Here is a 21,925-nt window from a genome sequence, read left to right as displayed (position 1 = left end):
AAATATTTCGATAACCTTAATTAAACAAATTTATGGATAAATTCCGTATTGACCAATACCGGAATCGGCATGGTTATGCATCAACCTTCATAAAAAATCTTATTATCATGAAGTTAACATGTATCTTGATGTTAGCTTGCGGCCTCGGAGTGCATGCTCATGCACTGGCCCAAAAGGTAACACTTAATCGCAAAGATATTTCGCTGGAAGAGCTCTTCAAAGAGATCAGAACACAAACCAATTATCGTTTTCTATATGAAGAAGGTTTACTGGATCATAGTTCGAACGTAACCGTTATCAAAAAAGCGACGCCATTAGAAACCGTATTGCAAGAAGCGTTAACGGATCAAGGGTTCGTCTTTCAGATATACGAGGGAACGGTCATTGTAAAAAGGCGAAAAGTAACCCTTGTTCAACCAAAACAGCATGCTGTTTCAGGAATGGTGCGTGATGAACGTCATCAGCCCTTCGCCGGAGTTTCGGTTCGAGTAATAGGTACGAATTATACCACGGTAACAAACAACAGAGGTGTGTATGAAATTAATGCTTCGATGGGTGATAGCATTCGCTTTTCCTTTGTGGGCTATAAAACGAAAACATTGCCGGTCAAAGGTACTTCGTTCAATGTATCACTTCAATTAGATGAGGGACAAGGCCTGGATGAAGTGGTTGTTGTTGGTTATCAGCAACAATCGTTACGAAAAACGACCAGTGCGGTACAGGTTGTTTCGGGAAAGCAGATTGAGAATTTGCCCGCTCCAAGCTTTGAAGCGTTGTTGCAAGGTAGAGTGGCGGGCGTGAATATCCAAAACTTTTCAGGCGCCCCGGGTGTGCGTAATACGTTCACTGTTAGAGGGAACTCAACCATCTCTTCTGGATTTAATACAGATGACTTCGATCTGGCAAGAACGATGAGTACACCCTTGTACATTATTGACGGGATTCCTTTGACGATTACAGATTTAGAGGGATCCTCTACTACCGGGACAAATTACTTGGCAGGTATTAATGTGAACGATATTGAAACGATTGTTGTACAAAAGGACGCTGCTGCGACTGCGGTTTGGGGTTCTCGTGGTGCGAACGGGGTTATTGTAATTACGACCAAAAAGGGGAGTCAGGGAACGCCGCAGATTCGGGTGTCTGCTTACAGCGGTATTACACAACGACCGGAATTGCAACGTACTTATGCTGGGGCAGAAGAACGGCGTCAAAAAATGGGTTTATTGACAACCTATGGCAGTCATGCACAGCTTCAAAATATACCTCAAATGTTGACAGACAGTTTGAATCCGTCTTATAATAATGCGACCGATTGGCAAGACCTTTTTTACCAAACGGGTATGCTGCAAAATTATGATGCAAATATTTCGGCAGGTAGTGATATCATGAATTATCGACTTTCTTTAAACCATTATAATGAAGAAGGAATCATCCGTAGTACCGGTCTGAAACGATATGCTTTACGGGGAAATTTTGATTTTCGTCTATCACCGAAATTGAATTCCAATTTGATAGTCTCTGCATCAAGAACGGATAGGTTACGCGGTTTAGGTAGAAGTCGTGGGCTCGTAGACGAAAATCTTCCCGTTAACCCCGCTCAGTTACCAGCTTCATTTGTACGATTAGATCAGGCAGATTATGATTTTTATTATGGCTTATATGACAAATTACGGGACAAAAATGTTTCGGATGCCTTCAGTTTGTACTCGCAGACAAACCTCCAACTTGCAAAAGGATTGAGCTATTCCTTTCAAGGTTCAATTTCTACCAATGTGGATAGTAGGGATCGCTTTTTTCCGGCGGAACTGGACGCGAATGGTGTGTCGAATGCTTTCAGCAATGCCTCTCGATACAACTCGTATTATCTGGCCAATGTGTTGACTTATACAAACACCTGGAATGACCGGCATAGTTTAACCGCTACTGCCATGCAGTCGTTCCAATATGATCAGAAAAAACGCACTTACGTTAGTGGTAATAATGTGCCAACCGATGATATTCAGGTCGTGCAGGGAATTGCGCAGCGGGATTTGACGGGCCTCTCTGATTTTCAGGAATCGGGCCTTCTTTCGTATTTGGGACAAGTAGCTTATGATTATAAAGGTAAATATTTACTAAGTGCTTCGCTTCGTGCCGACGCTTCTTCGCGTTTTGGGAAAAATACAAAATGGGGATATTTTCCAGCAGCTTCTTTAGGTTGGGTGGCCTCCGATGAAGATTTTATGAAAGATATTACCTGGATGAGTTTGTTGAAGTTTAGAGCAAGCTATGGTTTATCAGGGACATTACCGGAGAACTTTTATGCACCGTTCAATGTATGGGAAGTTTCAACGGCAACTTACGATGGGGTTACCATGGCGAACCCAAGTTTTACAAGCCCTATTACACAACCCGATTTAACATGGAATAAATCCCGACAGCTCAACGTTGGTGCCGATGTTTATCTTTTTAATAGTAGATTAAATGTAACCATCGATGCTTATCGAAGAGAAACGATTAATCCAATTATGGGTTTCCCTTACCCCTTTTACACGGGCTTTACTACACTTACCTATAACGTACCGCTGAATATTCTTAATGAGGGTATCGATCTTTTAATTCAGACCAAAAATTTACCTAGTACAAGCAAGCTGCAATGGAATACAAATTTTAACCTAAGTTATAATAGAAACCGATTGGCTTCCTTGCCTAACGGTAATCGGGGTTTTTATCAAAGTTCACAAGGTTATAACCAGTCTTTGCTATTTAACGTCGGTAGCGCAGTCTATACCTGGGGACAAATGATTTATCAGGGGATTTATTCTCATTTGGATCAAATTCCCATTAATCCAATTACCGGTGAGAAACTTACCTATTGGACCGGTAATCGCCAAGTCGTGCCCGGCGATCCGAACTGGTTTGATGTAAATGGCGACTATGATGTTTGGGATCGCCAGGATCTGCAACCGACAGGAAATCCTAATCCAAGTTTTACAGGCGGGCTTTACAACGAATTTAGCTATAAAAATTTCTCGCTTTCTGCTTTGTTTACGTTTACATTGGGAAGAGATATCATTAATAATTTTATGTCCAACCAATATGCGGGGGTATGGAATTATGGTAATATCAATGACTTCGCAAATAGACGCTTGCCTGATTTTGATGATGTGAATTACTGGACTCCCTCAAAAGCGCAAGATCCAAATTACCAAGCAGATTTTCCATCCTTAAATCCTTACAGCAATAGCTATTATCAATTTCTTCCATTCAGTACCATGTGGAACGAAAACGGCAATTTTGTGCGCCTGAAAACGATCAGTCTTGGTTATAATTTCGAAGGAAGCTTATTGCAACGCTGGGGGATAAAGCGTGCACGACTTTATAGCATGATCGATAATGTTTTTATCATTCAATCATCGTCCGTGCCCGATGCGGAGTTGGTTACACCACAGGGTGAATATAGCGGAGGCGCATATCCATTGCCCAAAAAATATACCCTGGGATTGGAAGTTACCTTTTAGTTCACAAAAAAGACCATGATGAAAAAAATAGTGTATAATATGAAACTGATGTGCTTATTGCTGTTAAGCTTAAGCAGTTCTTGTCAAAAATACTTAAATCTAGCGCCTATAAACGCAACTTATGATGAAGTATTCTGGGTGAACGGATCCAATGTCGAGAAAGCCTTGGCCGGTGCCTATGGTATGTTACGTGAAGCCTTCCGACTGGATCGAAGTTATTTTATTACAGGAGATCTTGCCGGTGACAATTTTTTAATGGGAGCCGATCTATGGAATTACCAAAGCTTCAAAGACGAAGATGGTGGATTGCGGCTGTCAAATGCGTCCTATTTGGAAGGTTCGGTACATAATTGGACACGATTTTACGCCATTGTCAACCAGTGCAATCTAATAATAGAAAATATCAATAACATTGACATTGCTAAGTTTAGCGGTGGAGAGACACAAAAGAAGCGTCTGGAAGGGGAGGCGCGATTTTTACGGGCTTATACCTATTTTTATATTGCCCGTACCTGGGGCGATCCGGTTTTGGTTAAGGAATCTTTCGCTGATCCTGGGAATGTTCCCTCCTTAGGCAGATCACCGGAAGCGGAAACCTTGGATTTCTGTATGGATGATCTACAGACTACCTTGGATTTACTCGATAATAGTGCAGCTACTACACATGCTAATCTTGGCGCAGTACAAGCATTAATGGCTCAAATTTATGCATGGCGCCATGATTATGCGAATGCAGAAAAATTTTGTGACGAGGTGATCAATGGGGGTAACTATGCATTAGAAAATATTGAAACCTACAAGAATATTTGGACGGGTAATTCGAATGAAAACATCTTTGAGCTTTTCATGCAATTTGATCCCGTAAGTAATGAGGCAACAAATGGCTTTTTTAACCTGTTCTTAACGGAACCTTATATAAAGAACCGCCAGATAGCCGCTGTCTGTTATATTGGTGAAAAGATAATCAATAGTTTTCCTTCAGGTGATTTGCGTTTCCCAAAAATAATAGCGCCCGTATTTGGGGAGAGCAATTATATTTTGATAAAATATGATAAGGTGGACTATTATGATCCAAACAATGAAAACACTTATGTGGTCAGCAATAACTTGGTGCTGATGAGATTAGCGGATATACTATTGCTCCGGGCAGAGGCGCGCCTTGCGAATGGGAACGTTGGGGGAGCACTTACGGATTTAAATGCTATTAAAACAAGAGCGGGATTGCCCAGCTATGGGGGGAGTGGTGAATTACTGGCTGAGGAAATCTTAGATGAACGGAGAAGGGAGTTAATTGGTGAAGGCACTTTTGCCTATGATGCTATCCGAATGCAGCAGTTGGAGCGCGTGTTCCCGAATTCATATACGAAAGCAAGAATCGAACAAAAGGGATATTATTGGCCGCTGGACTTAAATACTTTGTTGCCACAAGCGCCCTTATTGACGCAAAATGATTGGTGGAGGTCTAATAATTAATATGAACCAAATAAGTAATTTATGAATACGAATTTCAAGTTTCTTTTAATCCTTGTTGGCTTTCTGTTGAGCCTCCAGTCGTGCAAAAAGGATGATTATTTTATCGGTGGAAACTTACACGATCCCAACGTTCATATGAGCACATACGATTTTCTGAAGAATAATAACAGGGGGCTTTTTGATACGCTACTCATGGTTATTGATGCGGCCGGGTTAAAGGAGAAAATCAATCAGACCGACATCACCTTTTTTGCACCTACTGATTATTCGATTAACAGTTATTTAAGTTTAAGAGCCCTGGAAGAACAGGAAATAGACCCTTTTAGAAAATGGACGATCGATTCTTTATTAAAGTATGAAATCGAGAAGGTTCGAGATTCTATCGATATCTATATTGTTCCCAATCGTATTGCCTACGCGGATTTAAGTCAGAATGGCATTTTATTTCAGACCGCGAAAGCTGGCGCGCGTGCGGTAATCTCCTATGAGTCTACAGACGATCCTGCCCTAGGCTATAATGAGAATAGTTCTGTATTGCCACAGGTAATGTATTATACTTTTTTATATAAACCCATAACACCGCCCATTATTGCAAGTGAAATCAGTGGCTCAGATGGGGCAAGGACGATTGTGCAAACCTCGGGGATTATTTCGACCACCGGAAATGTGAATGTCTTGAGCAATGCCCACATATTATTTTTCTCAAAACCAAAGTTATAAAAGATGTTGCACAGTAAAATAACGAAGCTTGGTGTGATTTTTACCATTATGATCATCACCTATACGGGATGTAAAAAAGTTCCGAATGGATACTTAAGCGATATTATCCGTTATACAGAATATCCGGTTATTATACAGAAAGGGCGCGTAAAGCTAAGTACACCTTTGCTTTTGGAAGGATCCAGTCAACCCCTTCAAGTGAAATTACTTCATATATATGATCAGTCGACCGGCAATTTAGTGGATGATATTTTTGCGAAAGAATTTCCTGTAAAGAAATGGACGGCACTTTACGATCCCAAAAGTGACACGACCTTAGCCTTGATCGCTGCGAAACAGAAGGATACGCTTATGAAAGCTATTACGATCAATGAGCGTAGTGGGCAATTAGAATCCAACATAAACACAAGGGAGTTACCCACGGGTTCGTATTTATTCGATTTAGCGATAACTAACAGCAATGGGTCCAGGGTTTTCGAGAAGATTGGTCGATTTGATTTAACGGACGCACCCGACTTTGAAATACCGGCAGTTAGAAGTACAGTGGCCATGAAAGTAGGAGAAGAAGGGACCACTAAAACCCTACCGACGGGTACAATTTCTGTTGAAAGAATAGGGGATGCACCGGATAAAATCACGGTGGAGATTGTAGATAAAAATGGTGTTCCCTTCAATCCTGCAAAGGGAGAAATTGCCCGCAGGCCGGCATCAGGTAATACGGGCGGGTGGTTACAAACCATGCAGGATTATTCGTTGGCTTATGAAGCTTTTGAGGATCGTATGGAATTTACCTACGGTGTTGTTCCCTTTCCCTTGAATTCATTGGGCAATGGCTTTAATTATTATTATAGAATTCCGACACAATATGTCCATTTTGACGAGGATTTAGGGCTTGAAGACGATGCTTATTCCTGCAATGCCCGCTTCTCGTTGCGCGTGTTTGTGCCTGGGTCATACAAAGTCACCGTTACCGTCTTAGGCGTGACACATCAATAATAAGAAATATGAACATACGCTCTCCAATATACCTGACTTAACCTGTCACCTGCTTAATGTATGTAAAGTGCTTATTAATGAATGTTTATTTTAAATTTTAAATCATTATGTACCTTCATCAAATTAAAACATTACTGGCCTTATTCGTCTGCTTTTTCGCTTTATATAGTTGTAAAAAGGCAGAAACTCCGCAGAATGAACGTGTTGCGATGGCACAAAAAACAGGTGAATCAACCCTGAATCTGGCCACTATAGGCGCTGCTGTACAGGAGTTTGAAGAGAAAAAGAGTGCTGCTGTTGAAAATACCCGACTGGCGTTAGGATCTTATTGGACTGATTTCGAGCCTACGGGTTTTTACCTCGCGCCCAATACAACATTGCAATTAGATGTGCAACAAGTAACTGGAAATTCGTTGCCGAAGTTATTGATTGGGACCTACTCGCGATATGTTAATAAATGGAATCCCCAAGAAGTTCAGCTTACCACCGGTACAAACACGATCACCGCCGATCAATTCGGCGGGCTTATATGGATACGGTATGGAACTTCGGGGGCGCCTGCCAGCAAGGCAAAAATCACTTTTGTAAGTGGCGCTGTTAGATCGCCGGTATATATTAAGGGCCAAACCACATTAAGCGATTGGGCGAATCAATTGAATACCTATACCAACGCTCCAGATGTGGTCCTGGTGGGTGACCGTGTATACTTTGTATATGCTCGTTCAAGAGCCATTGACACAAAAACGCAAGACAATAATTATGTTCTGGAAAAGGCAGACCAAACAATGAATGTAGAAGACGACTTAAGTGGACTGGATGGATCGGCACCACAACATCAACCAAACGCCAATACTAGGCTGCTTCTGACAGAAACAGATAATTCAGATTATTGGATGGTAGCCACCTATTATCGAACTGCCTATTACACCGATGCAGCACCATACGCCTTCACTCCTTTAATCGGATCAGTAGATGGCTGGGGGCCATGGCATGAATTAGGCCATATGCATCAACAGCAAGCCTGGAAATGGAGTACGCTTGGCGAAGTCACGGTTAATATTTATTCATTGGCCGTTGAACGGGCCATGGGTGTCACACCTTCTCGACTGAAAAGAGACAATGTATGGCCGACCGCACTTAGTTATTTAGCGGATACCAGTGTGAACAAGGACTTTAATGACTCCTCTATGCCTAATGGTGTTTGGGTTCGACTGTGTATGTTTCATCAGCTATGGCTGGCTTATGGCGATTCATTCTACAAACAGCTACATAAGCAAACGCGCATAGAACTTCCTTCGGTAAGCACGGATGCTGAAAAAATGCGTTATTTTATGCTAAAAGCTTGTGCGATCTCGGGGGAAAACCTGAGTAGCTTCTTTAGAAAATGGGGATTCAAAGTAGATGAAAGCGTCTATGCTGAAATGGCTAATTTAGGATTACCGGTACCTGCTACAGATCCAAGCACTTTATCGGAATAAAAAGCAAATCTTTCGGTTTGGTTTATCTAGCCAAACCGAAAGATTCCGAAGTTAATCACCATTTTTTGCAAGTATTTTTGCACTTTCAGCTAATTGTATAAATTCGGCCCGATAGCCTTCTGTATCTGTTCCTTTAGCGGATTTGGCGCGCTTGATAAGTGCGTCATAATCAGCCTCTTGCTTGAAGTTGGAATTACGCAGTAGCATTCCCAATTCAGCAATGGCACTGGCAAATCGGAAATCGTCACTGGTTTTGGTCAGCGACAGGGGTTTATCTAAAATACTTACTTGTTTCATTTTGCTTTTAGCCTCCGTAGGTTCTTTGTACCTAAATTTAACGGTAGCCAGTTCATTGGAGATATTCGTGCTTTTTTCGACTTTTTCCGATTGGTACTTTAGGGGATCTACGCTACCGACATAAGGTTCTTCTGTACCGTAGGGTACAATTTCGTAAAAAGCAGTCACCGTATGTCCGGTACCCATATCACCGCCCAATTTTTGATCATTGTTAAAATCTTCTTGTTCCAATAATCGATTCTCATAACCCAATAAGCGATAAGCCCGTACCGTTCCAGGGTTAAATTCTACTTGCATTTTGACATCCTTAGCGATGGTAAAGAAGCTTGCACCGAATTCGTTTATCATCGATTTTTTTGCTTCCATAATATTGTCGATATAGGCATAATTTCCATGTCCTTTGTTTGCCAAAAGTTCCATTTTGCTGTCTTTTAAATTGCCCATTCCGAAGCCGAATACCGATAAACTCACACCACTCTGTTGCGCCTTCTCGATGAGGCTTTCCATCTCTTCATTACTGGAAGGTCCTACATTAAAATCCCCATCCGAAGCTAAGATAATTCGGTTGTTACCCGCCTTTTTGAAATGTTCCTTGGCTAAACGATAGGCCATTTTCAGACCTGCTTCACCCGCCGTTGAACCACCAGCCTCAAGTTCATCGATCGCATTTTTTATGCGTGTCTTTTCGGCTCCTGAAATACTTTCCAGTTTGATTTGTGCGGTACCGGCATAGGTAACAAGTGCTACATGATCTTCTGCTCGTAATTGGTCTACAAGCATTTTTAAGGAAGCCTTTACCAAGGGTAGTCGATTCGGACCATCCATTGAACCAGACACGTCGATTAAAAAAACGAAGTTGGCAGCGGGAAGCTTTGGAACCTCAATGGCTTTTGCTTTCAATGCGATGCGCAATAAGCGGTGTTGTGGATTCCAAGGGGCTTGTGACAATTCGGTATGAATTGCTACCGGCTCGTTGTCTCGTGGTCCTGACAAATCATACTGAAAATAATTGATCATCTCTTCTAAGCGTACAGCATCTTTAGGAGGTAATTGGCCCATGTGGATAAAACGACGAACGTTGCTGTAAGAAGCACCATCTACATCCACTGCAAAAGTAGATAAGGGTTCTTTTTTAGGATTAAGAAATCCGTTTTCTGTGATTTTCTGATAGTCTTCGGTTGAAGAAGGGTGATTAAAAAGAAACGCGTGACGCCCCTGTAAACCGGGCGAAGCGGCCAACAAAGTTCGTACAGCCCTTTTTTTGACATGTGCATGCTCAGCCACCACGATTTCATCCAATGCGAGGGAAGGACTTAGTCGCACATCGATGTGTTCCTTTGTTCCAATCGGCATGCGTAAACTTTCGAAACCGGATTTAGAAAAAATTAAAAATTGCGCTTGTGGACTTCGTTTGATTTTATATCGCCCCTTTGAATCCGTTAGAGCACGGATATTGGTGCCTTCAATAAGAACCAAAACACCCGCGATCGCCTGTTGATCTTCTTGATTGTAAACAGTGCCACTGACCATCAGTTCTTGACTTGGCTTGAAAGAAAACAAGCTCAAGAGGAGCAAAATTGCTGTTATTCTTGTATTCATAATCGTGAATTTTGCCCAAGGATGCAGCGACAACTATAATTCCATAATTTTTTTTCGGCTGTGGCATAGACCTGTTTTATGCCGGTACTATTTCTACTCAATTACTTCGCTACTTCACTAATTGACAACTTCACTAATCACAAAAAAAAGCATTATTTTAACCCGCAGAATGAATTGGTTTCAACGCTCAAAAAAATCAACTACAGCATTAGACGATGAGTCGCTGTTAACGCGCTATCAAAGCACGGGTGATTTAGCGTTGCTAGGCGAGTTATATGAACGGCATACCGAGATGGTGTATTATGTTTGCTTTCGCTATTTGAAAGATGGGGAGCGGGCGAAAGACGCCGTAATGCAGCTTTTTGAGGAACTGATAATAAAAGTCGAGAAACAAGAAGTTAAGAAATTTGTGACCTGGCTTTATGTGCTGACCAGAAATTTCTGTCTGATGCAATTACGCTCAGAAAAAAAAATGCAATGGGTTTCTATGCAAGAATTTGTGGAATTTCCGGTCGATGTGCATCCTGAGGACCGGGAAGAAAAGGAAACTTCCTTGGTGGCGTTGGAGAAATGTTTGGAAAAGTTACCTGAAAAACAAAAAAAGAGCATCGATCTCTTTTTTCTAAATGAGAAATGCTATAAAGATATTGTGGATATAACTGGGTATTCACTCAATGAGGTTAAAAGTTATATTCAAAATGGCAAGAGGAATTTAAAGAATTGTATGGATAATCATCGTGAAAAAGCATAGGTCCGACATAGCGCTAATTAAAAGGTATCTAAAGGGAGAGCTGAGTGCCAAAGAAATGTATCGTTTGGAACGGCGGGCACAGAACGATCCCTTGCTTATGGATCTATTGCAAGGAATGGAGGAAGGAGATACGCGTATGCATCTTGAAAACTTGTCGGATATTAAAGATCGGATGCGGCGACGTCTTCAGGGCGAAATCACCGAAAACAAGTCGTCGTTGATGTGGTGGATGGCCGCATCTGTAATGGGTGCTCTCGTCTTTGTCGGATATTGGTTTTTGCGCAAAGAACCTATGCTGACGCCAACCCTTGTACAGGAACAAAAAACGATAACGGATTCGCAGCCCGCTATTAAAGCAGATTCCACACCCTTGGTGGCTATGAAACCGGCTAAGGAACGCAAGACAAACCCGCAGAGCCCATCGTCTGTTCGGTCGCGCGCGACGTTGAAAGGTGCACCGGAAGTTTCGCCAAATAAGCGTGGAGAGCAGCAGTTATCAGCTACTAAAGAGAACGAATCAGACTCTTCGTTACATGTTAACGCCAAAACGGCAATCGCAGCTGTGGTGCCTAAAGAAAAACCGACAGCCCGCCCGATGCAGGGGGCTATAGGCGAGGAGAATAGCAAGGAATCGCGAGTAGATGCGGTTGTTGAAAAGGCCGAAATGCCCGAAGTAGCCTATCAAGCATATGCCCGTCGAAATAGGACGCTGGATAGTAATTTGATGGTTGCGCAAGCGACAAATAATGAACTAGAGGAAGTGCTTATCTCAAGCCGTGCCACGCCAAAAGCAAGAAGAACGGTATCATCGAAATTGGCAAGTCGTAAACAGGGTATTTACGTGATGAATGATTCGTTGATGATCCCTTCAGCAAGACTGGTTGCCGAACCACTTATTGGATGGGAGGCTTACGAGAAGTATCTTCAAGAATCGGTAACAACCATGAAAGGTAAAGCAGGTAAGGTAATACTTGTATTTCAGTTAAACAAGGATGGTAAACCGGAAAAGATACAGCTTGTAAAAGGCATCGATTCGGCGCTTGACAAGCGGGCTATCGAAATTCTACAAAATGGGCCTGCGTGGAAAAAGATGGCCGTTGATCAGACAATAAGCATTGATATTCATTTCCAATAAGAGCCTTTATTCTCCTACGAGTGTAGTTAGTTGTTTTGAATGGTTAACACCTGTTGACGTTGATTTCGGAAGATCGTCAGTTTCAAAACGTGTTTAGGCGTTGCTTCGTTGATGATCTGCTCGAAAGTTTGAAATGTGTCTACTTTTTTCCCATTACAACCTATAATAACATCTCCTACGAGTAGCCCCTTATTCAAAAGAGGGGAAGTTCGCTCGATTCCGGCGACTAATATACCGGAAATACCCGGTAAGCCAGCGGCTGACTGCTCACCGAGTGTTTCAATGTTTTTTAAAGTAGCCTGTTGCCATCGAAAGGTCTTTTGTGTATGAGGCGTTTTAGATAGGTGTAACCTAGGTATCGCTTGCTTTTCGACAAGTCTTTTTAAGAGCGGGGAGCGTACACCGACTTCCGGAAAGTTCAGTTGGGCAAACCAAGCCGGTATTGTTCCTGAAGGCTTTAATGTACCATCTAAGACTTTGATCACGTTTGTATCCAATACCTTTCCATGGCTTTCGATTCCCTTCGCTTGATCTGCCTTTAAGTCCGCTTGCGTCATGTACAGGTTGTAATCAACCGTGTCACCCCAAAACTGAATCTGAATGTCCTGATGTGGTCTCATGACTAAATTATCCCTAAATATATCGTGACTATCTTTAAACCACACATGTGGATGGAATCCGTTATTTAGTAAAATGTTATGGTATACCTTTCGATGAAAACCTTCTCTTAGTTTTAGGCCTCCACTGAGGCACAGGTTGTTGAAAATTTCATAATTTGTAGAACCATCATCCAAATCAATATCCCAGCCATGATCACATTGAAACCTATTATCGTGAATCTGTGTTGGACGAATAGCGTCTAGTAATACCCAATTGGGATGTACAGCTGTGATCGAGTCCATTATTTTTCTATTAGGATGCCAGAAACGATCGCGCCCCCAGGAATTGAACGCACCATGATCGCTTGTTTCAAGAACCGTTCGATAGACATCATTAAAGGCAATGACATGTCCTCCCCAAGTACCGTCACCAATATTAATACCTGCTCGGGGAACATCATAAATCGTGTTGTGAATAACCTTTATTTCAGATGCCATTGACAATTGAACACCAGCAACTTGCTTTTCGATGAGTCCGATATGTCGGATCAAATTATCCTGTATGATGCAACCAGCGGGATAGTCATTCGATTGAGGCCCGGGAGCTAGATCCATTTGGTCGGCTGGAACGAAATCTTCATACCGGAAGGAGGGGGAGCGTACTGCCTGAGGATTGCCGACCACATTGATAGCGCCTGCTCCTATATCTTCGATCAAATTATCAGTTATGGTGATGGCGCGATTGTAGTTGCTTAAAAAAAGAGCGTTCCCTCCTAAATGGTAAAATTTATTGTTCACGATCTGGCAATGAACCGCTCCCTCTATTTTTATCGCTCCTTGTCGATAGATGGTCCAGTCGCTACGAAGCAAGGGCTCGGCCGTCTTCATAAACGTAGGTCGTGTATTAATGAAACGAATACCTTCGATGCTGATATCATGAACAGGTTGTTTTTCATGACCAAGAAGGGTGATAATATTTTCCAATTTGGCGGCCTCGAAAACTAAATGGTGAATGTTCTCTCCCTTTTTGGGAAAATAATAGAGGATACGTTCATTCTTATCAAAATACCATTCCTCCGGACTATCTAGCTCTTCGAAAACATTTTCAATGAAACGATAAGTGGCATGCATTTCACTCGGACGGTTATTCTGTTTTCCACCTTCGAGTATTAATGTTCCGTCGGGCTTTTTTTCCGTCACTTGGTAGTGAAATCCACCCCAACGACCTTGGTGAAGAGCATGCACATAGGCACCTATCGGATTTTTCCAGGTTTTTACCCTTTGCGGGTCTATGGCATCGGGCGCATATCCATGAAAAGGAAGTATCGATGCGTCATAATTTGGATAACGAGCTCGAATTTTGGGTTCATGATTGGCAAAAAGGCTTTCGATTTGAACTCCCTCGGGTACCTTCGCCTTCCAAATGGTTTTTGTATGGGGTTCCCATTGTAATGAAAGGTACTGACCGGCATTGAAATAAACCAGGTCATTATTTTGAGCCTTTATGATATAGGGTTGTTCTGTGCTTCCCGATTCTTCCGGTGTAAACACGAGCGGTTGATCTAGATAATAATTTCCCGCCCGCACGATGAGCTCAATCCGGCCTTTATAACCTGATCTTCTTAAGGCTAAAGCATGCTCCTTTGCAGCATTAGGTGTGCGCAAGGGTTGTTCGGCACTTCCATTATTCGTGTTGTTTCCATCCATAGAAACATAAAATTGCCGTGTTTGCCCAAAACTGTTGAAGGATAAGAGACCTATTAAGAGAACAAAAAAGAGTTTTTGATAACGATTTTTCATAGAAGGTTTTTTGGAATATCTTAAACAAAGATTCTTATTTTTAAGGGATCTCTATTGAGTTTATTTGGCGAACTGTTCAGTCATATTGACTTCAACGTTTAATAAACTGACGCACATCCGTCCAAAACGTTAAATAATAATTAGGAAATATGGAGCTCCGTTGGTCGGTTTTACCTAAAAAATAGAACGATTATTTTAGTCATATTTTTGTTTTCTTTAATTTCATCCTATTGTTTTCTTTTTAATGGTTGATGAGAGCTCGAGTAAATAATAATTGCCCTGTGTGTCCATTATTATTTACATCTCGGTTTCATCTCACTTTACCTTCGATGCAAAGTGAGGCAACCGAGGAGTTTACGACGAGCTCATGAGCTCCTTCGAAAACAAACATTAGCGAATAAACATCAAGGCCGTGTAGGCTACCTTGCACCTGATGGCAAAGCATTCATGGTGCGTATTGGAGCCGTTTCACTTCCTCAATCCGCTTGCATATTGCCATATGAACAGACGTGCAAATGCTTTACTGCTCGTTGCATCGGTATCCTCCAAGGCCGTTTTACCCACGCGCAGGGCTATATTAGGGCTGAAAATAATAATACGTCCGGTTAAAAGTAAAAGTCCCCGTTCTGCTGCAATGTCGCCTAGGAAATTTGCGATTTGCACGTTGATGCATTACCGTTTAAAGCAAAGTTCCAAGCGACGAGTCTTTGGTTACTTTTTTCATCATTTGTTAGTTTTCAATAGTATTCAAGCTACTTCGTGGTCTTCGGAAGAAAGTGACAAAATAATCGTTCCTTTAATATAAACAATTCATCTATGTGTTAAATTGATCCCTGTTTTAGGTCAGAAAGCCGAGAGTCCTATTAAATTTATACCAACACCCAGGGATACTTTAGCTTTCCCAATAAAAATAGCGCCTCTATAGCCGAGAACCTCCTCTTTTTTGTCCAGAAAATTTATTTTGGGCAGGTGTGAAACCGACTTATTTCCTTTTCTAAAAGATTCAGTATGTAAGGTTGAAAATTAATTTAAGTTGTTTGTGCCTTTAGGGTTTAATGACCGAAATAGAACACACACCAAATATGTTAAGCAATCCCTTATTCACTATTTATTTTTCTTCTACTCGAATATAAGATGTAGACTTAGCCAATCTTCCATTAACATCAAGCCCTTCTATTTCGATGCGATAAATTCCCGGTTGGTCTGCCGTATAGAAAGAGAGCGAGGCGGGGTGGTCCTTTTGAAGGACCACGTCAGGTTGCCAATAGACGGTTGTACGATGATCTATTCCTTCAGTGTCCTGCGTTGAGCTGTAATCAGGTGATTCAAAACTACGAATTTCGTAAAACCCTTGCGGGCTAAAAGTGGTCAGTCCGGGTGTGTAGAGCTCTGGACCGAAACGTCTCGGTTGATCACCCCTTCTCGTAGTGATCACAAGCACGCCATTGCTTCCCCACATGCCATAAATGGCGGTATTGCCTACCGTTCGTAACACTTCTATTGAAGCCACATCAAAGGGATTAATAATATTGAGTGCCGAGGGATCCATATACATCCCATCCAAGATGATCTGCATTGGGCGGTTCATTGAGCGTGTACTATAAGGAATACCATTAACGAAACGAACCCCAACAAGTCGGCCTTGTAGACATACGTCAAGCGTAGGACAACCATTGAAATAGAGTTCATCACCGCTGATCACCTGATCAGCATTCCCTGCTCCGTTCAAGTTAGCAGAATGCTTGGCGGGATTCTCTTTTTTTGCGTTGACTTCAACTTCTTCCAACACAATGCTTTTTCCTGAAAAGCCATATTGCTGTATTTCGCTGAGTGATTTTTCGCTATTTTGGTTTGAGGTACCTTCCTTAGCCGTTACTTTCACCTCTCCCTCTTTATCTTCTTGTGATATTGCCTGGCTGGGGACTTCATCCAGCTTCACTTTTACATTTTTTTTACCTCGGGCATCCCTTGCTTGAACAAGAAAATCGCTCTGATCATAGAATAAAAGTTTATCAAAATTAAAACGCCCCGCAGTATCCGTCACCGTATCTAGAACCGTGGTGGTTGGTTTAAAGGACGCAATGGTCACTTTGGCGTTGGCAATCGGCTCATCCTGGTTGTTTGTTACAATGCCACTAATCCTTAATTCCTTCTCCGGTTTATAGGCTATTTCCGGAAATTTGCCGGCCTTTACCTCTTTCCAAAAACGAGGATCAACCGGTTGTGCAAGCATCAATATTTCAATTTGTTGTTGTATCCGTTTGTTTTGATAATCAAAAGGAATCATCGGCTGGTCAATGGTATTGTAGGTGTTGGTTTGGAGTAATAAGGTCGAAAGTATATTGTTATCGGTCAGCGAGATTTTGGGTATTTTATCGATATTTACCACTGATGCTGAAAAGGCACCGATATCCGCTGTATCAGGCATCACTCCTCTTAAGTTAAGGGTAACTTGCTCCCGGGGGCCATAACTTTCCTGTGTAGGTTCGACCTGAAGCGGGAGGTTGTCACGTGGGTTTAGGATAAAGATTTTACGGGAACCTATTACATTCATCTGTTCATCCAGAATAGCTAATCCGAGTACACCCGACGGTAAGTCCTTTTTTGGAATATTAAAGCTGATTTCCGGTTTGTTCAGCGATTGTTTAGCCGCATAAAATACCATGCCCTGGCTTTGGATAATGCAAGCAATTTGCTGTTGTTGAATATGATCTTCTGAAGCCGATAGTTGAGCGGCAACTCCTTGCTCCATTAAATTATTTACCGCTAAATGAAATCCACTTTTTCCAACTTCCGGCAAGGGAGTCCGAATCGTGTCGCCATTGGCAAAACGGACGAATGCCGTATATTCCTTATTACTTTCGGGAATAAAGTCGAAACTCCCTAAACCGGCCGAATCACTTTTAAATTTCGTGACGACTTGCCCACTACTTTCTAACTGCCCTTGCACTTCCTCTTCTTCGTCCATCACATTTCGAACTACCTGGAAACCCACACGATTTTGGACACCTGCTAGCAAAGCTCCACCTTCAGCATGGAAGTGTACAGCGCGTTTGTCTGGCCGAATGACCACCGGAATCGTTTTTACAAGTGTTCCCTGATTACCGCCGTCGATGTTGAGTATCAACAAATCCGGCTGATCTTTTTTTCGGCTTTCATAGGGAAATTGAAAACGCAAGCGTCCGATATCGTCGGTTGCCACCTGTTGCTTGGCGATGGTTTTACCCTTATTCTTTAACTCAAAAATAACCGGTCGATTCGGTAGCATCTTGCCATTAAAATCTAACAATTGAACAGTGCCATCAACCTGTTTATCTTTCTTTGATGAATTTTTGTAAATAAAACTGCTGCGACTGACGATCGGCGAACTTTTATCATTGATGGTAATTGTCTTGTGATAAAATAGGCCCTCATCAAAGTTTCGCATCCAATTAGTATAAGCGCGGATATGATAACGACCTTCAACAAGTGTTTCAGGTAACTTAAAATCACCCATGGACAAGCCGGAAATAACTGGTAAGCGTCTTGATTGTACCACTTCTTGTTGATCATTCAATAGCTCCACATACATAATCTTGCTAATGGCCGAAAGTAAATTGAACTGACTGACAGTAACATAGGCCTTAAACCAAATATCGTCGCCTGTTTCATAATAGGGTCTGTCAGTCTGCAGATAAACACGCTCCTGGGGATGTTTTTGTTGGAAGGTATCCAAGTTCTTCAACATCCGTTGCAAAGCATCCGTTGTATCTCGTTTTTGTGCATAAGCAACGAAGGAAAGAAAAACGAATAGAAGAAGGCAGGAAGGCCGTTTCATGATGCTTTAATTTGATAATAGATTAAACAAATATAATGCGTGCTTAGTTTGCTTGGTTATCGCTTTTCTTTTAATTAAAGGCAGCAATTCAAAGGATAAGATTAAGTGAACGCAGACGGTTGCATTAAATAGCTAAGATCATTGATCAAACAGTTTATTTAGTTGAATACTTCTTTTTCTTTTTTGCGTAAATATGTTCATTCGAAAATGATAAAAGAACCTGATTTATGAGCACACGTTTTGCGCACCTTCATATGTTCATTTGTTGGATGTTCGCTTGGCAAATAACATGTGGAGCCCTTGCATACAAGGAGAATGACGATTGGCTATTAAGCTCCGATGGCTATCAGGCTATAGCGATCAAGAGCCAAGATGAACAGGATCTGATTTTAGAAAATGGACTTGTTAGAAGAGTTTTCCGCTTGCAACCTAATGTAGCCTGTTATGATTTCAGCAATTTGATAACCGGTCAACAACTTATTCGAGCTGTAACACCGGAAGCGCGCATTCAATTAGACGGTAAGTGGTATCAAGTAGGCGGTCTAAAGGGACAGCAAGAAAAAGCCTATTTCTTGCCTGTATGGTTGGATGCACTTCAACAGTCGTCCGGCGATTTTACTTTTTCCCACTATGAAGTGCACGACCTAAAGCCCTTGTTAGCCTGGAAAGGAACCAATTGGTGGGCAACGGGTCAGCAAGCTGCAACTGGAAAGGAACTGGTTTTTCATTATAAATTATCCATGCCGCAATGGAAGGGTTTTCACATTCAGGTGCATTATGCAATCTACAGTGGTCTTCCGCTGATCGCTAAATGGCTTACGATCCAAAATCAGACGGGGCGTATCGTTAAAGTGAATCAGATTATTCACGAACAATTAGCACTCGTTGAGGAGGAAAGCGCAGTGGTTGGAAGCACCGAAGCCATGCTTAAACAACATGGCCTCTATGTAGAAAGTAATTTTGCCTTTAACAACGCGATGCGTTATCATTTGAGCGATCAGACCTTGCATTGGAAAAGAGATACCTCTTATACCTCTCAGGTAAATTATGATCTAAATACACCGGCCTTGCTGGAAATATATCCTGAAAACGGTGTAGGGGTAGCTTTAGCTTCAAACGATTCCTTAACATCGATTCGAAGCTGGGAGCTTCTGATGGACAGTTATGATCGGGAACGACGTGGGCTGGCTATTCGAAAAATGTATCGGACGATCGCCCCTTGGACCACGGCTAATCCCATTTTTATGCATTTAGTAAGTAAGAACGATCAAGAAGTAAGAAGCGCGATTGACCAATGTGCAGCTACGGGATATGAAGCTCTTATTTTAAGCTTTGGTAGCCATATTAACATGGAGGATACCTCGTCAAATAATTTAAGACGATGGAAAGAATTAGCAGACTATGCGCATAAACGACAGATTAAAATTGGTGGATATTCCTTGTTCAGCTCGAGAAAGATCAGCGAAAAGGATGATGTCATTAATCCAAAGACCGGTAAAACCGGTGATGCATTTTTCGGAAATGCACCCTGTTTTGGAAGCGAGTGGGGCATCGCTTATCATCAGAAAATCAAAACATTTTTTGACCAGACAGGTTTTGATATCTGGGAAAATGATGGTCCCTATCCGGGCGACCAGTGTGCTTCGACATCGCATCCCGGACACCAGGATGTGGAAGATAGCCAATGGAAACAATTTGCGATGCAAAAGGAACTGTATCACTGGCTCAATGCGAGAGGTGTTTATATAAATGCACCGGATTGGTATTTTTTGGATGGAACGAATAAAATCGCTATCGGATACCGAGAGGTCAATTTTGCTTTGCCACGAGAAAACCAACGAATTTTAAACCGACAGAATATCTTCGACGGTACTTGGGAGCAAACTCCCTCAATGGGTTGGGGATTCGTTCCGCTGACCGCCTATCATGGTGGTGACTCAACATCGGTCTTGGAACCATTAAATGAGCATCTGAATGATTACAAGCAATTGATGATGCAATATTATGGCGCGGGTATTCAGGCGTGCTACCGAGGCCCTCGATTATATGATACAGAAGAAACCAAAAAGACCGTTCAGGAAGTGATTAACTGGTATAAAAGATACCGAAAAGTGCTCAATGCTGATATCGTACATTTGCGGCGCGCTGATGGAAGGGATTGGGATGGTATATTGCATATGGATCCGACCGAGGAAATCAAAGGCTTGGCGATGTTGTATAATCCGCTAAAACAGCCCATCGAACGAACCATCCACCTACCCTTGTATTATACAGGTAAAGAAGGAAGTGTTTCTGTTCGGCAGGAGGAGGGGCCGGCAAAGGCTTATCACCTGGATCGGCATGATAAGGTAGCAATAAAAATTGTGATTCCGGCTGAAGGATATACCTGGTTGGTGGTGGAATAACCTGCATTAACGTTCGTTATTTTTTGTAAACCGTATATTGACTGCTAACCTTTCGTATAGAAGAGGAAAAATCATACATTAGCGTTACTGAAGAGGAGCTTATGACTAAAATAATAAAATGGGGAATGATCGGCGCGGGAGATGTTACCGAGGTAAAGAGCGGGCCGGCTTTTAAAAAAGTAGCCCATTCAGATTTAGTGGCCGTTATGCGTCGTGATGAAGTTAAAGTGCAAGATTATGCAGCACGCCACGGTATCCGCAAGTGGTATACGGATGCGCAAAAATTAATTGATGACGATGAAGTAAATGCGGTTTATATTGCAACCCCACCTGACACCCATCTTCAATACGGTATCATGGCGTTGCGAGCAGGAAAGGCCGTTTATATGGAGAAACCGGTTACGGTCAATGTAGAGGAAGCTGAACGTTTGTACGCCTATTTACAAAAGGAAGGTGGACGCCTATCTGTGGCACATTACCGAAGAGAACAGCCGTATTTTAAGAAAATTCAACAAATTATTGCCGATGGACTAATTGGTAATACGCGTGTAGTTACACTGCAATTACTTAAAAAGTCGTTGACTAAAGAGATGTTGCAAGATCCTAAAATCGCTTGGCGTTTAGATCCGGCCAAATCGGGTGGAGGCTTGTTCCATGATTTAGCGCCGCATCAGTTGGATATTGTCTATCGACTTTTTGGTTCGATCGAACAAAGTGATGGTTTGGCCCTCAACCAAGGTAAAGCGTATCTGGCCGATGATGTCGTAACCGGTCGCATTCTATTTGAAAGTAAGGTGCTTTTTAACGGGTTGTGGGCCTTCAATACAAATGAAGAAATGGATCGTTGTGAGATCGTTGGTAGCAAGGGAAAACTTGTTTTTTCTTTTTTTACGCCACATACACTCGAACTAGTGAATGAAGATGGCGTTCAACATTTTCATTTCGATCCATTGCCCCATGTGCAACAACCTATGATAGAAGCGGTGGTTCGCTATTTGCGTGGTGAAGGTACGAATCCATGTCCTATAGAGGATGCGTTAGCGGTTGCTGCCATTATGGAGAACTTCACCAACAAATAAATTTATTTTAACAGCGTATATCGGATATAACACCTAAAAACAATAGGAGTTCGCTTTAAAAAAAGAAGGTTTTTCTTAATCAACTTTTTTCATCATTAGTTCGTTTCGAAGGCATTCAAGCTTTCCCTACGGGAAGGTTCTTGATAAAATTTATTTAACTTTTGGCTTGAGTGGCTGTTGCACTACCTGTTTTTTTAGATTTAAAAGGCTTGGATCTGGTGCATCTTTTATCAGGCATTCTCCGACGCTTTGCCAAGTTAGCAAAGCAGGCGA

13 protein-coding genes are annotated in these 21,925 nt (G+C 42.0%); 9 read left to right on the top strand and 4 right to left on the bottom strand.

Features of this window, described 5'->3' with window-relative positions:
- The first annotated feature begins 107 nt into the window (after positions 1-107).
- The 5 genes from RYH73_RS00065 to RYH73_RS00045 all read left to right on the top strand — a co-directional run bounded on the left by RYH73_RS00065 (position 108) and on the right by RYH73_RS00045 (position 8,170).
- Positions 108-3,503, top strand: coding sequence for a SusC/RagA family TonB-linked outer membrane protein (locus tag RYH73_RS00065; RefSeq protein WP_335311201.1), 3,396 nt, complete (start codon positions 108-110; stop codon positions 3,501-3,503).
- A gap of 15 nt (positions 3,504-3,518) precedes the next feature.
- The gene (locus RYH73_RS00060) at positions 3,519-4,976 is read left to right on the top strand and encodes a RagB/SusD family nutrient uptake outer membrane protein (RefSeq protein WP_335311200.1); all 1,458 of its coding nucleotides are present in this window, start codon (positions 3,519-3,521) and stop codon (positions 4,974-4,976) included.
- A gap of 21 nt (positions 4,977-4,997) precedes the next feature.
- Positions 4,998-5,696, top strand: coding sequence for a fasciclin domain-containing protein (locus RYH73_RS00055; RefSeq protein ID WP_335311199.1), 699 nt, complete (start codon positions 4,998-5,000; stop codon positions 5,694-5,696).
- Positions 5,697-5,699: 3 nt separating this feature from the next.
- Positions 5,700-6,692 (top strand): hypothetical protein, encoded by a 993-nt coding sequence (locus RYH73_RS00050; protein ID WP_335311198.1) that lies wholly within the window; start codon positions 5,700-5,702, stop codon positions 6,690-6,692.
- Between the two features lie 107 nt (positions 6,693-6,799).
- Complete coding sequence (locus RYH73_RS00045; RefSeq protein ID WP_335311197.1) at positions 6,800-8,170, top strand: M60 family metallopeptidase; 1,371 nt, start codon at positions 6,800-6,802, stop codon at positions 8,168-8,170.
- A 51-nt stretch (positions 8,171-8,221) separates the two neighbouring features.
- On the opposite strand, the gene RYH73_RS00040 is transcribed toward RYH73_RS00045, so the two are convergent.
- A complete protein-coding gene (locus RYH73_RS00040; RefSeq protein WP_335311196.1) occupies positions 8,222-10,066 on the bottom strand; it encodes a YfbK domain-containing protein in 1,845 nt (614 codons plus the stop codon).
- 169 nt (positions 10,067-10,235) lie between these two features.
- Between RYH73_RS00040 and RYH73_RS00035 the strand changes: the two genes are divergently transcribed.
- Together RYH73_RS00035 and RYH73_RS00030 are read left to right on the top strand one after the other, a co-directional pair.
- On the top strand, positions 10,236-10,817 hold the full coding sequence (locus tag RYH73_RS00035) for an RNA polymerase sigma factor (protein ID WP_335311195.1): 582 nt from the start codon (positions 10,236-10,238) through the stop codon (positions 10,815-10,817).
- Positions 10,804-11,952: an energy transducer TonB family protein gene (locus RYH73_RS00030; protein WP_335311194.1), complete on the top strand. Its 1,149-nt coding sequence runs from the start codon at positions 10,804-10,806 to the stop codon at positions 11,950-11,952. Before RYH73_RS00035 ends, RYH73_RS00030 begins: the two co-directional genes overlap by 14 nt.
- 26 nt (positions 11,953-11,978) lie before the next feature.
- On the opposite strand, the gene RYH73_RS00025 is transcribed toward RYH73_RS00030, so the two are convergent.
- The 3 genes from RYH73_RS00025 to RYH73_RS00015 form a co-directional block, all read right to left on the bottom strand.
- The gene (locus RYH73_RS00025) at positions 11,979-14,351 is read right to left on the bottom strand and encodes a PDZ domain-containing protein (protein ID WP_335311193.1); all 2,373 of its coding nucleotides are present in this window, start codon (positions 14,349-14,351) and stop codon (positions 11,979-11,981) included.
- A gap of 468 nt (positions 14,352-14,819) precedes the next feature.
- Positions 14,820-15,014, bottom strand: coding sequence for a hypothetical protein (locus RYH73_RS00020; protein WP_335311192.1), 195 nt, complete (start codon positions 15,012-15,014; stop codon positions 14,820-14,822).
- 445 nt (positions 15,015-15,459) lie between these two features.
- A complete protein-coding gene (locus tag RYH73_RS00015; RefSeq protein ID WP_335311191.1) occupies positions 15,460-18,168 on the bottom strand; it encodes a carboxypeptidase regulatory-like domain-containing protein in 2,709 nt (902 codons plus the stop codon).
- A 227-nt stretch (positions 18,169-18,395) separates the two neighbouring features.
- Here RYH73_RS00015 and RYH73_RS00010 point away from each other — a divergent pair, with 227 nt between their 5' ends.
- Positions 18,396-20,573, top strand: a complete 2,178-nt coding sequence (locus RYH73_RS00010; protein WP_335311190.1) for an alpha-galactosidase — start codon at positions 18,396-18,398, stop codon at positions 20,571-20,573.
- A gap of 101 nt (positions 20,574-20,674) precedes the next feature.
- On the top strand, positions 20,675-21,652 hold the full coding sequence (locus tag RYH73_RS00005; protein ID WP_335311189.1) for a Gfo/Idh/MocA family protein: 978 nt from the start codon (positions 20,675-20,677) through the stop codon (positions 21,650-21,652).
- Positions 21,653-21,925 lie beyond the last annotated feature (273 nt).

This window comes from Olivibacter sp. CPCC 100613 (assembly GCF_036959255.1).
Lineage (GTDB): Bacteria > Bacteroidota > Bacteroidia > Sphingobacteriales > Sphingobacteriaceae > Olivibacter.
This window is presented reverse-complemented; position numbering and strand designations above follow the sequence as displayed.